The sequence below is a fragment of the Pseudomonas sp. NFR02 genome (genome assembly GCF_900119375.1).
GTDB lineage: Bacteria > Pseudomonadota > Gammaproteobacteria > Pseudomonadales > Pseudomonadaceae > Aquipseudomonas > Aquipseudomonas paracarnis.
The window spans coordinates 39,822-53,237 of sequence record NZ_FPJJ01000001.1; the positions used below are offsets into that span (position 1 = coordinate 39,822).

The following is a 13,416-nucleotide window of genomic DNA, read 5'->3' on the forward strand; positions in this document are numbered from 1 at the left end:
CTCTCTAGGAGGGCGATGGTATCAAAAACTGTCCCGCGTTGCGGCGGCTGGCTTGAGTCGCTAGAGTTCGGCAGTCCTTTTGCTCGCTCAACTAACAACATCTAATAGGAGTGTCGTGTGGAAATTGCCTGCCTTGACCTGGAAGGGGTACTGGTTCCGGAAATCTGGATCGCCTTTGCCGAGAAAACCGGCATTGAGTCCCTGCGGGCCACCACCCGTGACATCCCCGACTACGACGTGCTGATGCAACAGCGCCTGCGTATCCTCGACGAGCATGGGCTCAAGTTGGCCGATATCCAGGCCGTGATCGCCACACTCAAGCCGCTGGACGGCGCGATCGAGTTCGTCAACTGGCTGCGCGAGCGCTTTCAGGTGGTGATCCTGTCCGACACCTTCTACGAATTCTCCCAGCCGCTGATGCGTCAGCTGGGGTTCCCGACCTTGCTTTGCCACCGCTTGATCACCGATGAAAACGACCGGGTAGTCAGCTACCAACTGCGCCAGAAAGACCCCAAGCGCCAATCAGTGCTGGCATTCAAGACCCTCTACTACCGCGTGATCGCTGCCGGTGATTCCTACAATGACACCAGCATGCTGGGTGAAGCTGACCGTGGGATTCTGTTCCATGCGCCGGACAATGTGATTCGCGAATTCCCGCAGTTCCCGGCGGTGCATACGTTTGAAGACTTGAAAAAAGAGTTTATCAAGGCGTCGAATCGGCAGTTGAGCCTGTAAGTTATGCGGCGCGGCTGATTGCCCCATCGCAGGCAAGCCAGCTCCCACCTTCGACCCTGTAACGTCAAACGACGCGGTCAACTGAGGGAGCCGGGGTTGCCCGCGATGGCATCGGCTCCGTCACCGCCTAACCCTCGGCCAGCAAGCGCTCATAAGGAATACGCAAGCCTTCATGCAGGCGTTTGATCATCGCCAGGCTCAGCTTGCGCTTGTGGTTCAGCACCTCTGACACCCGCCCACTGGTGCCGATAAACGGCTCCAGATCGCGGGCGGTCATGCCCAATTGCTCCATGCGAAACTTGATAGCCTCTACCGGATCCGAAGGGGGCGTGGGGTAATGCTCGGCTTCGTACTTCTCGATGAGGATTGCCAGGATTTCCAGCTCATCACCTTCAGGCGAGCCGGGTAGTGCTCCCCATATCTGCTCGACTCGTACGAGTGCCGCAGTCAGGTCTTCCTGGGAGTGAATAGGTTTGATGTTCATCACGCAGTCTCCGCGTTGATCTGGTCGTACTGAGCGTGGGTCCCCACGAACCGTATAAACCCTAGTTGTCGCTGGTAGTCGATGGCCATGATCACTCGATACTTGTTGCCGCCGACGTTGAACACGACCCTGCCGCCCTTAAGAATGCTCGCTGTTCTGAGCTCGGCCTTGAGTGCTTGCGGTGTTGGATAATTGGCCTTTTCCATGTGCCGATACCACTCGACCAGCGGTGTTCTGGCGTCGCTATAAGCTGAATGGCTTTCCCAGAATATTCGTAGGGTAGAGAGAGCGATTATCCGCATCGCTCAACCTCCCGTTTTGGGAGATAATAGGTGCGATTGCGTGGATAGGCAATCTCGGAAATATTTCCAGACGAGGAGGTAGTCGCTTCATGTGATCCTTCACAGGTGGCGGTGGACGGTCGATCCGGACGCTATCTGCAAGCGTCTATTCCGTCCACAGCGGTTCTGATTCAGGCTTTTTCTATCGCATGGCGTTCTACTTGAACGCTAGGCAGGGGCTGTGCCCTACAGGTTTTCCAACGTTTGTAACAACACCCGCACCTTCGTCAGAGACTCCTGATACTCCGCCTGCCACTGCGAATCCGCCACAATCCCGCCGCCACCCCAGCAACACACCTGCCCATCCTTGACCAGCAAGCTGCGAATCGCGATGGAACTGTCCATCTCGCCGCGCACGTCCAGGTACACCAGCGAGCCGCAATACAACCCGCGGCGGGTGGGTTCAAGCTCGTCGATGATCTGCATGGCGCGAATCTTCGGCGCGCCGGTGATGGAGCCGCCAGGGAAGCTGCCGGCCATCAGGTCGAGGGCGTCTTTGTCGTCGGCCAATATGCCAGTGACGCTGCTCACCAGGTGGTGCACGTTGGGGTAGCTTTCCAGGCTGAACAATTCCGGCACGTTCACCGAGCCGATGCGGCAGCTGCGGCCAAGGTCGTTGCGCAGCAGGTCGACGATCATCAGGTTTTCTGCGCGGTCCTTGGGGCTGGCCAGCAGTTCGGCGGCGTTGGCGGCATCCTCTTCTGGCGTCAGGCCGCGAGGGCGGGTGCCCTTGATCGGGCGAGTCTCGACCTGGCGTTCGCTGATGCGCACAAATCGTTCCGGCGACAGGCTCAGCACCGCGCCGTCATCCGGCAGGCTCTGGAACCCGGAAAACGGTGTCGGGCAGGCCTCGCGCAGGGCGCAGTAGGCCGCCCACGGGTCGCCGCTACAAGGTGCGCGAAAGCGTTGGGTAAAGTTGACCTGGTAGCAGTCGCCGGCCTGAATGTAATCCTGAATACGCAGGATGGCCTGCTGATATGCCTCCAGGCTGAGGTCCGGCGCCATGGGGCCCTGAAGCTTGAAGGCGGTGGGCGCGCTGCCCGTTGCATGACTGAACAGAGCGATCAGCCGTTGCCGCTCGCTATCGGCCAGCACCGGGTGAAACACCAGCTGGCTGGTGCGCGCCTGGTGATCGCTGACCAGCGCCCAGGCATACAACCCCAGGCGCGCATCCGGCAGGTGCAGGTCGTCCACGGCCAGGCGTGCAACCTGTTCCAGGTGCCGGCCGAAGTCATAGCTCAAGTAACCGATCAAACCGCCGGCAAAGGGCAATTCAACCCCAGCAGGCAGGGCGGCCTCACCCAACTGCGCCAGGTTCTCTCGCAAGCGTTGCAGGAAATCGCCGCCGCTTTCATCCGGCCCAACCGTCAAGGTTGCTTCAGGCCAGGCGCTGAGCAGGTCATAGCGCCCCCGCTCGGCAGCCGGGCGGCCGCTGTCGAGCAGCACCGCGCCAGGCGCATGGCGAATAGCCGCAAAGTACTCGGCGGGGTTGGCCCGGTAGGGTAAGGGGTAAACGGAACAGGTCGACATGCGAGGGTGAATCAGCCAGTGGCGTGGGGGAGGGGATTGTAGTCCTCTGTAGGACTTGCTCCTAGGGGGGATGTCGGTGATAGCTCGATAGAGGGCATAGCCTGGGGGATGGATGGCTTGTCAGAAAGCTATCGCAGGCAAGCCAGCTCCCACCTAGCGAGCCCGGGCTTGCCTGCGATGCGCTGCTTAACCTTCAACCGGCGGAATATGCCCGAACATCTCCTGCACGAACTTCACCCGTTCTTCTGGGGTTTCTGTCACCCCGGCCGCCTTGAGTTCTTCCAGCCGCGCCTCCACCGCATGGGTGCGCAAGGTCAAGCCGCAGTCGTTGGCAATCTGGATGTTCAGCCCTGGCCGTGCGTTCAGCTCAAGGATCAGCGGGCCTTTTTCCTGATCCAGCACCATGTCCACGCCGATATAACCCAGCCCGCACAGCTCATAGCAGCCGGCTGCGAGTTTCATGAAACCGTCCCAGTTGGGCAGTTGCACGCCATCCACCGCGTTGGTGGTGTCGGGGTGCTTGGTGATGATGTTGTTCAGCCAGGTGCCGCGCAGGGTCAGGCCGGTGGCCAGGTCTACACCCACGCCGATCGCGCCCTGGTGCAGGTTGGCCTTGCCGCCGGACTGGCGGGTGGGCAAGCGCAGCATCGCCATCACCGGGTAACCCATCAGCACGATGATGCGGATGTCCGGCACGCCTTCATAGCTGATGCTCTTGAAGATCTGGTCGGGCACCACGCGGTACTCGATCAACGCGCGGTCGCGGTGGCCGCCGAGGGAGTACAGGCCGGTGAGGATGCTGGAAATCTGGTGCTCGATCTCTTCATGGCTGATGATCTTGCCGGACACCGTGCGATAGCGCCCTTCAAAACGGTCTGCAACCACCAGGATGCCGTCGCCACCGGCGCCCTGGGCGGGCTTGATCACGAAGTCGCTGCGCCCACCGATGATCTCGTCGAGCTTGTCGATTTCCTTTTCGGTGGAGATTACCCCGTACATTTCCGGTACATGGATACCGGCGGCCAGCGCCCGTTCCTTGGTAATGATCTTGTCATCCACTATCGGGTACAGGCTGCGCTTGTTGTACTTGAGCACGTAGTCGGCATTACGCCGATTAATGCCCATGATCCCCCGCGCTTCCAGGGCCTTCCAGGTCTTCCAGAAGCCGAACATCAAGAGTCAGCCTTCAGGAACGCCTTGAAACGCACCAGTTCGGTGAGGCGATAGCCGCGGTAGCGACCCATGGCCAGCATGAAGCCCACCAGGATCAACAGGATCGCCGGGAAGGTGAACACGAAGTAGACCAACTCCGGCACGCTCATGATCAGGTGCGCCAGAGACGCAGCGAACAGCGTGCCAATCGCCACTTTCAGCGCATGGTTGGCGCCACGCTCCTCCCAGGTAATCGACAGGCGTTCGATGGTCATGGTCAGGATCACCATCGGGAACAGCGCCACCGACAAGCCGCGTTCCAGCCCCAGCTTGTGGCTGAACAGGCTGATGGCGGCAATCAGCACCACCACAAAGGTCAGCACCACCGACAGCCTCGGCAACATCTGCAGTTTCAAGTGTTCCAGGTAGGACCTGAGTGATAACCCCAGTGCTGTGATAATTGTGAACAGCACAATCCCGAAGCCCAGTTGCGTCTCGCGGAACGCCAGGGCGATCAGCACCGGTGTGAAGGTACCCAGGGTTTGCAGGCCGATCAGGTTGCGCAGGATCAGAATCACCAGCACGCCAATCGGGATCATCACCATGATCATGAAGGTCTGCTGGGTTTGCAGCGGCAGGCCGTACAGTGAGTATTCGAGGAAGTTGGCGTCGGTGTTTTCGTCCGTCAGCTTGGCCAGGCGGATGGCATTCATCTCGCTGTTGTTCAGGCTGAAGGTCACCATGGCTTTCTTGCCGCCATCGACGGTGATCAGGTTTTCATCGCCGGTCCACCATAGCAGGCGGTCGGCGGGCAGGCCCTGTTCGCCAGTTTCCGGGTTGAAGTACAGCCAGTCGTTGCCGTTGAAACTGCGCAGCCACAGTTCCGGGGTTTGCGGCTGGTCGGCCACCAGGCGGATGGTGTGGACTTTCTCTACCGGCACGTGGGCGATGGACAGCAGCAGTTCGACGATCTTGGCTTTGTGCGGCGTCGAGGGGTCGCCGGCCAGCAGCAACTTCACATTGTCGTCGTTGAGGTTGTTGGTGCGCTTGATGGCTTCACTGATAAAGGTTTCGACGTCGGCCGAGTGCTGGCGGATCGGGGCCAGCAAGGCTTCGGCGGCGATCTTCTCGGGGCCTTCCACGGCGATGCTGTCGCGGAAGGTCGGGCCTTTGATCTTGACCTTTTCGCCGCTGTAGCGCTTGGTCAGCACCAGGCGGTAATAGAGGGTCTGGTTGCCCTTGGCCCGACGCGCCGACCAGGTGACCTTGCGGTTGCCGTCGATGCGGTTGACGCTCACCCCGTAGTTGTTCGAGATAAAGCTCTCATTGAGGCTGACGAAGTCGCGGCTCAAGGGCGGCACGAACATCTGGATCTTGACCGGGTCTTTCGGGTTGGCGACGAACTCGACCTTGGCGTCGATGTTCCACAAGTCGTCGGTGGCATCTTCGGTGACGGGAATTCCCAGCACGAAGATCTGATAGGCGGTGACCGAAATGCCCAGCACCACCAGCAAGGTGATCAGGATTTTCAGGTGCAGGGTCAAAGAGCGCATTCGGTTTACTCGGCGGTATTAAGCGTCGGCGGCGCAGGCGGGTTTGCCTGCTGCATATTTAAGACTGGGGTCGACCAGCGCATCAAAGCGTTTCAAGGCTTCGGAGCCAATCAGCAGCGGGTATTGGAATGCGCTGCGGTCAGTCAAGTTCACTTCGATACTGCGTAAAGCACTGCCCATGCAGATATCCAGCGCAATCACTGGGCGGGCGGTGTAGTTCTTGTCCTCATCGGGGTCGTAGTCGCCGGCGCGGCGCTTGATCTTGCTGACACGCGCCAGGGGCAGTTCGATGGGGTGGGAATGGGCGGTGTCGATGGCCAGGTAGAAGCGTACCCAGGATTCGCCATTGCGCTTGAAGCGCTTGATATCGCGGGCACTCAACGAGGCGGTCTTGGCGCCGGTGTCGAGTTTGGCCGCCACTTCCAGGTCGATACCCGCAAGCTTGGCGTATTCATTCAGGCCGTACACGGTCTTCTCGGCGCCAGCGCCAAGGCTCGGTATGCACAGCAGGCACATCACTAGTAGGTAAGGCTTGAGTCTCATAAATCCTGAGGCAGGGCAGTGCACTGTTCATTTCATGGGGACTGGCATTGCTGCGCAATCTCGGGTGCGCCCTTTCATCATTTGATGTCAGGCAAAAGCGGCGGGCATTCTAACATGATGCTTTTTTGGCGCCAGCGCTGGCAGGCGGCCATGCCTTGGCAAGCGAATGAGGGGGTTATTAGACGATTGTCGACAATATGTATTTATTCTTTGACTGTGAGAGGCTTATTGGCTAGTTTTTGCGGCATTGATTTTAAAGGTGTCGACAATATGCTGGAGCAACTGGAAAAACCATCGGTGGCACCAGACGATTCCCAGACCATGTCAGAGAACGTCTTCCGGCGTATCCAGGCCGCCATCGTCAAAGGCGAAATCGCCCCCGGCAGCAAGATTTCCGAGCCGGAGCTGGCGCGCACCTACGGCATCAGTCGCGGCCCGCTGCGCGAAGCGATCCATCGCCTGGAAGGCCAGCGCCTGCTGGTGCGGGTGCCTCATGTCGGCGCACGCGTGGTGTCTTTGAGTCACGCCGAGCTGGTCGAACTGTATGAGATTCGCGAGTCCTTAGAGGGCATGGCCTGTCGCCTGGCCGCCGAGCGTATGACTGACGCAGAGATCGAGGAGCTGCGCCAGGTGTTGCACACCCACGAACGGGATGCGGCGTTCCAGGCCGGTGTCGGCTATTACCAGCAGGAAGGCGACTTCGATTTTCACTACCGCATCATTCAAGGTGCCGGTAACCGCACCCTCACCCAAATGCTCTGCGGCGAGCTGTATCAACTGGTGCGCATGTACCGCATCCAGTTCTCCGCCACCCCCAATCGTCCACGCCAGGCCTTTGCCGAGCATCACCGCATTCTCGACGCGATTGCCGATCGCGACGGTGAACTGGCCGAACTGTTGATGCGCCGGCATATCGGCGCCTCCAAACGCAACATTGCCCGTCACTTCCCGGACGGTGCGCCTTCATCACGAGGTGAGTCATGAGTTCCAACAACAACAGCACTCCCGGCCAGCGTTTCCGTGACGCCGTCGCCAGCGAACAGCCCTTGCAAGTGGTGGGCGCCATCAATGCCAACCATGCGCTCTTGGCCAAGCGCGCCGGCTTCAAGGCGATTTACCTGTCAGGTGGCGGTGTAGCCGCCGGCTCCCTGGGCGTGCCGGACTTGGGCATCACCGGCCTGGATGACGTGCTCACCGACGTGCGCCGCATTACCGACGTGTGCGACCTGCCGCTGCTGGTGGACGTGGACACCGGTTTCGGCTCCTCGGCGTTCAACGTGGCACGTACCGTCAAGTCGATGATCAAGTTCGGCGCCGCCGCCATCCATATCGAAGACCAGGTGGGCGCCAAGCGCTGCGGTCATCGCCCCAACAAAGAAATCGTGTCCCAGCAGGAAATGGTCGACCGCATCAAGGCCGCCGTGGATGCGCGCACCGATGACAGCTTCGTGATCATGGCGCGCACCGACGCCCTGGCGGTCGAGGGCCTGGAGTCCGCGCTGGAGCGTGCCGCCGCGTGCATCGAGGCCGGTGCCGACATGGTGTTCCCGGAAGCCATCACTGAACTGGAGATGTACAAGCTGTTCGCCTCCCGCGTGAAGGCGCCGATCCTGGCGAACATCACCGAGTTCGGCGCCACACCGCTGTACACCACCGAACAGTTGAAATCTGCGGATGTTTCCATTGTGCTGTACCCGCTCTCGGCTTTCCGTGCCATGAACAAGGCGGCCGAGAATGTCTACACCGCGATTCGTCGCGACGGTACCCAGCAGAATGTGATCGACACCATGCAAACGCGCATGGAGCTTTACGATCGCATCGACTACCACACCTTCGAGCAGAAGCTCGACGCGCTGTTCGCCGCGAAAAAATAAACCCTGTGGTTCCCTGAACAACTACAAAATTGGAGAACGAACATGGCTGAAGCAAAAGTATTGAGTGGTGCTGGCCTGCGTGGCCAGGTCGCCGGGCAGACTGCACTGTCCACCGTGGGCCAGGCCGGCGCCGGCCTGACCTACCGTGGCTACGACGTACGCGAACTGGCCGCCGACGCCCAGTTTGAAGAAGTCGCCTACCTGCTGCTGTACGGTGAACTGCCAACCCAGGCCGAACTGGCCGCTTACAGCAACAAGCTGAGCAAACTGCGTGACCTGCCCCAGGCCCTGAAAGAAGTGCTCGAACGCATCCCCGCCGACGCCCATCCGATGGACGTGATGCGCACCGGGTGCTCGTTCCTGGGCAATATCGAGCCGGAGAAAGATTTCAGCGTGCAGCGCGATGTCACCGACCGCCTGCTCGCCGCGTTCCCGGCGATCATGTGCTACTGGTATCGCTTCAGCCACGACGGCCAGCGCATCGACTGCGTGACCGACGAGCCGAGCATCGGTGGCCACTTCCTGCACCTGCTGCATGGCAAGAAACCGAGCGAGCTGCACGTCAAAGTGATGAACGTGTCGCTGATCCTCTACGCTGAACACGAATTCAACGCTTCGACCTTCACCGCACGGGTGTGTGCATCGACATTGTCCGACCTGTATTCCTGCGTCACCGCTGCCATCGGCTCCCTGCGCGGCCCGCTGCACGGCGGTGCCAACGAAGCGGCGATGGAAATGATCGAACGTTTCTCCTCGGCCCAGGAAGCGGTTGAAGGCACCCTTGGCATGTTGGCGCGCAAAGACAAGATCATGGGCTTTGGCCACGCGATCTATAAAGACAGCGATCCGCGCAATGAAGTGATCAAGGGCTGGTCGAAAAAACTCGCTGACGAAGTGGGCGACACTGTGTTGTTCCCGGTCTCCGAAGCCATCGACAAGACCATGTGGGAACAGAAGAAGCTGTTTCCCAACGCCGATTTCTACCATGCCTCGGCGTACCACTTCATGGGCATCCCGACCAAGTTGTTCACGCCGATCTTCGTATGCTCGCGCCTGACTGGCTGGGCTGCGCATGTGTTCGAGCAGCGCGCCAACAACCGCATCATCCGTCCAAGCGCCGAGTACACCGGCGTTGAGCAGCGCAAGTTCGTGCCAATCGAACGTCGCTGAATGGGATGGGCTGTGCCCGCTGGCTCATGTGCTTGTGTGTGGGAGCTGGCTTGCCTGCGATGGCATCACTGTGGTGTGACAGGTACACCGAGGTGATGCCATCGCAGGCAAGCCAGCTCCCACAGGAAACAAAGCCAGTGTCGACAGTTCACCTTTCGAACTTACCGTGACCGAGTCCTGACGATGAACACTGAATTTCGCAAACCGCTCCCCGGCAGCCGCCTGGATTTCTTCGACGCCCGTGCGGCTGTCGAGGCAATCACCCCCGGCGCCTACGCCACGCTGCCCTACACTTCGCGCGTGCTCGCCGAGAACCTGGTGCGCCGTTGCGACCCGGCCACCCTCGACGCGTCCCTGAGCCAACTGATCGAGCGCAAGCGCGACCTCGACTTCCCGTGGTTCCCCGCCCGCGTGGTGTGCCATGACATCCTCGGCCAGACCGCTCTGGTCGACCTCGCCGGCCTGCGCGATGCCATCGCCCAGCAAGGCGGCGACCCGGCGCAGGTCAACCCGGTGGTGCCCACCCAGCTGATCGTCGACCATTCACTGGCCGTCGAGGCCGGTGGCTTTGACCCGCAAGCCTTCGAAAAAAACCGCGCCATTGAAGACCGTCGCAACGAAGACCGCTTCCACTTTATCGAGTGGACCAAAAAGGCCTTCAAGAACGTTGATGTGATCCCGCCGGGCAACGGCATCATGCACCAGATCAATCTGGAGAAAATGTCCCCGGTGATTCAAGTGCGTGACGGCGTGGCCTTCCCGGATACCTGTGTCGGCACCGACAGCCATACGCCTCACGTAGACGCCCTGGGGGTGATCGCCATCGGCGTCGGTGGCCTGGAAGCCGAGAGCGTGATGCTCGGCCGCGCGTCGTGGATGCGCCTGCCGGAAAGCGTGGGCGTGGAATTGACCGGCAAGCTGCAACCGGGCATCACCGCCACCGATATGGTGCTGGCGCTCACCGAATTCCTGCGCCAGCAGAAGGTGGTCGGCGCCTGGCTGGAGTTCTTCGGCGAAGGGGCGTCGGCACTCACTTTGGGTGACCGTGCCACCATCTCCAACATGGCCCCGGAGTACGGCGCCACCGCCGCGATGTTCTACATCGACGCGCAAACCATCGCTTACCTCAAACTCACCGGCCGCGAAGACGAACAAGTCGCCTTGGTCGAGCAATACGCACGTCACACCGGCCTGTGGGCGGACGACCTGAAAGGCGCGCAGTACGAGCGCAGCCTGAGCTTCGACCTCTCCAGCGTCGTGCGCAACATGGCCGGCCCGAGCAACCCCCATGCCCGCCTGGCCACCCGCGACCTGGCGTCAAAAGGCATCGCTGGCCAATGGGATGACGTGCCGGGGCAAATGCCCGACGGCGCGGTGATCATCGCCGCCATCACCAGCTGCACCAACACCAGCAACCCGCGCAACGTGATCGCCGCCGGCCTGTTGGCACGCAACGCCAACAAGCTGGGGCTGACCCGCAAGCCGTGGGTCAAGTCGTCTTTGGCGCCGGGCTCGAAAACCGTGGCCATGTACCTGGAAGAAGCCGGCCTGGGCCATGAGCTGGAAAAACTCGGTTTTGGCGTGGTGGCCTTTGCCTGCACCACCTGCAACGGCATGTCCGGCGCGCTCGACCCGGTGATCCAGCAAGAGATCATCGACCGCGACCTGTACGCCACCGCAGTGTTGTCGGGTAACCGCAACTTTGACGGGCGCATTCACCCTTACGCCAAGCAAGCCTTCCTGGCGTCGCCGCCGCTGGTGGTGGCCTATGCGATTGCCGGCACCATCCGTTTCGACATCGAGAAGGACGTGCTCGGCCTGGATGCCGACGGCAAGGAAATCCGCCTGCAAGACATCTGGCCGAGCGATGAAGAGATCGACGCGGTGGTCAAGGCTTCGGTAAAACCCGAGCAATTCCGTGCGGTGTATATCCCGATGTTCGCCATTCACGAAGACACCGGGCCCAAGGTCACGCCGCTGTACGACTGGCGCCCACAAAGCACCTATATCCGCCGCCCGCCGTACTGGGAAGGCGCGCTGGCCGGTGCACGACCGCTCAAGGGCATGCGCCCGCTGGCGGTGCTGCCGGACAACATCACCACCGACCACTTGTCGCCGTCCAACGCGATCATGCTGGACAGCGCCGCCGGTGAATACCTGGCGAAAATGGGCTTGCCCGAGGTCGACTTCAACTCCTACGCCACCCACAGGGGCGACCATTTGACGGCGCAGCGCGCCACCTTCGCCAACCCGAAACTGTTCAACGAAATGGTGCAGGAAAACGGCAAGGTCAAGCAGGGCTCTCTTGCGCGTATCGAGCCGGAAGGCAAGGTCACGCGGATGTGGGAAGCCATCGAGACTTACATGGAGCGCAAGCAACCGCTGATCATCATCGCCGGCGCCGACTATGGCCAAGGTTCGTCCCGCGACTGGGCGGCCAAGGGCGTACGCCTGGCCGGTGTGGAAGCGATTGCCGCCGAAGGCTTCGAGCGCATCCACCGCACCAACCTGGTGGGCATGGGCGTGTTGCCCCTGGAGTTCCTGCCAGGCACCGACCGCCACACCCTGCAAATCGACGGCAGTGAAACCTATGACGTGGTCGGCGAGCGCACCCCGCGTGCGCAACTGACCCTGGTGATCAACCGCAAGAATGGCGAACGTGTCGAGGTGCCAGTGACCTGCCGCCTGGACACCGCCGAAGAAGTGTCGATCTACGAAGCCGGTGGCGTGTTGCAACGTTTCGCCCAGGACTTCCTGGAATCAAAGGCGACCGCCTGAAGAGGATAACCATGGCACACGTAGCGCAAATCAAAATCCCCGCCACCTACATGCGTGGCGGCACCAGCAAGGGCGTGTTCTTCAGCCTCCAGGACCTGCCCGCCGCGGCGCAGGTGCCGGGCCCTGCACGCGACGCCTTGTTGCTGCGGGTGATTGGCAGCCCCGACCCCTATGACAAGCAGATCGACGGCATGGGGGGTGCCACCTCGAGCACCAGCAAGACCGTGATCCTGGCCAAAAGCAGCCGCGCCGATCACGACGTGGATTACCTGTTCGGCCAGGTCTCCATCGACAAGCCATTTGTCGATTGGAGCGGCAACTGCGGCAACCTGTCGGCGGCGGTGGGTTCGTTCGCCATCAGTGCTGGCCTGGTCGATGCGGCCCGCGTACCCCATAACGGCGTGGCCGTGGTGCGGGTGTGGCAGGCCAATATCGGCAAGACCATCATCGCCCACGTGCCAATCACTGACGGCGCGGTGCAGGAAACCGGCGACTTTGAACTGGACGGCGTGACCTTCCCGGCTGCCGAAGTGCAGTTGGAATTCATGGACCCCGCGGCGGAAGAAGAGGGCGGTGGTGGCTCGATGTTCCCCACTGGCAACCTCGTCGACGACCTGGAGGTACCCGGCGTCGGTACCTTCAAGGCCACGTTGATCAACGCCGGTATCCCGACGATTTTCATCAACGCCCAGGACTTGGGCTACACCGGTACCGAGCTGCAAGGCGCGATCAACAGCGACCCCAAGGCCCTGGCGATGTTCGAGACCGTGCGGGCGTATGGCGCGTTGCGCATGGGCCTGATCAAACACCTGGACGAAGCCGCCCAGCGCCAGCACACGCCCAAGGTGGCATTCGTGGCCAAACCTGCCGATTACGTGGCCTCCAGCGGCAAGGCGATCAAGGCCGGCGATGTGGACCTGCTGGTGCGCGCCTTGTCGATGGGCAAACTTCACCACGCGATGATGGGCACCGCGGCGGTAGCGATTGGCACCGCCGCGGCGATTTCCGGCACCTTGGTCAACCTGGCGGCGGGCGGCGTAGAGCGCAATGCCGTGCGCTTCGGGCACCCGTCCGGCACTTTGCGCGTAGGCGCCGAGGCCAGCCAGGTGGACGGTGAATGGGTGGTGAAGAAAGCCATCATGAGCCGCAGCGCACGGGTGTTAATGGAAGGCTATGTGCGCATCCCCGGCGACGCTTTCTAGCTTGATCGTTCCCACGCTCCGCGTGGGAACGCCGCCTGGGACGCTCTGCGTCCT

General features: G+C 61.2%; 12 protein-coding genes. 6 read left to right on the forward strand and 6 right to left on the reverse strand.

What is annotated here, in order from left to right:
• Positions 1-117: 117 nt before the first annotated feature.
• Positions 118-735 (forward strand): bifunctional phosphoserine phosphatase/homoserine phosphotransferase ThrH, encoded by a 618-nt coding sequence (gene thrH, locus BT199_RS00215; protein ID WP_014719505.1) that lies wholly within the window; start codon positions 118-120, stop codon positions 733-735.
• Between the two features lie 127 nt (positions 736-862).
• Here thrH and BT199_RS00220 read toward each other — a convergent pair whose 3' ends face one another.
• The 6 genes from BT199_RS00220 to BT199_RS00245 form a co-directional block, all read right to left on the reverse strand.
• Positions 863-1,219 carry a helix-turn-helix domain-containing protein gene (locus tag BT199_RS00220; RefSeq protein WP_072433650.1) on the reverse strand — a complete coding sequence of 119 codons (357 nt, stop codon included), beginning with the start codon at positions 1,217-1,219 and terminating at the stop codon, positions 863-865.
• Positions 1,219-1,521, reverse strand: a complete 303-nt coding sequence (locus tag BT199_RS00225) for a type II toxin-antitoxin system HigB family toxin (RefSeq protein WP_032903090.1) — start codon at positions 1,519-1,521, stop codon at positions 1,219-1,221. The genes BT199_RS00220 and BT199_RS00225 overlap by 1 nt, the downstream gene beginning before the upstream one ends.
• 225 nt (positions 1,522-1,746) lie before the next feature.
• Positions 1,747-3,090, reverse strand: coding sequence for an aminodeoxychorismate synthase component I (gene pabB / locus BT199_RS00230; protein WP_072433651.1), 1,344 nt, complete (start codon positions 3,088-3,090; stop codon positions 1,747-1,749).
• Between the two features lie 186 nt (positions 3,091-3,276).
• Positions 3,277-4,263, reverse strand: coding sequence for an alpha-L-glutamate ligase-like protein (locus BT199_RS00235; protein ID WP_003193326.1), 987 nt, complete (start codon positions 4,261-4,263; stop codon positions 3,277-3,279).
• Positions 4,263-5,795, reverse strand: coding sequence for an osmotic stress tolerance membrane protein RloB (locus tag BT199_RS00240; RefSeq protein WP_003193324.1), 1,533 nt, complete (start codon positions 5,793-5,795; stop codon positions 4,263-4,265). The genes BT199_RS00235 and BT199_RS00240 overlap by 1 nt, the downstream gene beginning before the upstream one ends.
• Positions 5,796-5,813: 18 nt before the next feature.
• Complete coding sequence (locus BT199_RS00245) at positions 5,814-6,338, reverse strand: retropepsin-like aspartic peptidase RloA (protein ID WP_014719501.1); 525 nt, start codon at positions 6,336-6,338, stop codon at positions 5,814-5,816.
• Positions 6,339-6,608: 270 nt separating this feature from the next.
• On the opposite strand from BT199_RS00245, the gene BT199_RS00250 reads away from it, so the two are divergent.
• The 5 genes from BT199_RS00250 (at position 6,609) to prpF (ending at position 13,362) form a co-directional block, all read left to right on the forward strand.
• Positions 6,609-7,322 (forward strand): GntR family transcriptional regulator, encoded by a 714-nt coding sequence (locus BT199_RS00250; RefSeq protein WP_014719500.1) that lies wholly within the window; start codon positions 6,609-6,611, stop codon positions 7,320-7,322.
• Entirely contained in the window at positions 7,319-8,212 is an 894-nt protein-coding gene (gene prpB / locus BT199_RS00255) for a methylisocitrate lyase (protein ID WP_003193320.1), read from the forward strand. The genes BT199_RS00250 and prpB overlap by 4 nt, the downstream gene beginning before the upstream one ends.
• A gap of 42 nt (positions 8,213-8,254) precedes the next feature.
• Complete coding sequence (gene prpC / locus BT199_RS00260) at positions 8,255-9,382, forward strand: bifunctional 2-methylcitrate synthase/citrate synthase (protein ID WP_014719499.1); 1,128 nt, start codon at positions 8,255-8,257, stop codon at positions 9,380-9,382.
• 183 nt (positions 9,383-9,565) lie between these two features.
• A complete protein-coding gene (acnD, locus tag BT199_RS00265) occupies positions 9,566-12,160 on the forward strand; it encodes a Fe/S-dependent 2-methylisocitrate dehydratase AcnD (RefSeq protein ID WP_019820558.1) in 2,595 nt (864 codons plus the stop codon).
• Positions 12,161-12,171: 11 nt separating this feature from the next.
• The gene (gene prpF / locus BT199_RS00270; RefSeq protein WP_020302624.1) at positions 12,172-13,362 is read left to right on the forward strand and encodes a 2-methylaconitate cis-trans isomerase PrpF; all 1,191 of its coding nucleotides are present in this window, start codon (positions 12,172-12,174) and stop codon (positions 13,360-13,362) included.
• Positions 13,363-13,416: the final 54 nt, after the last annotated feature.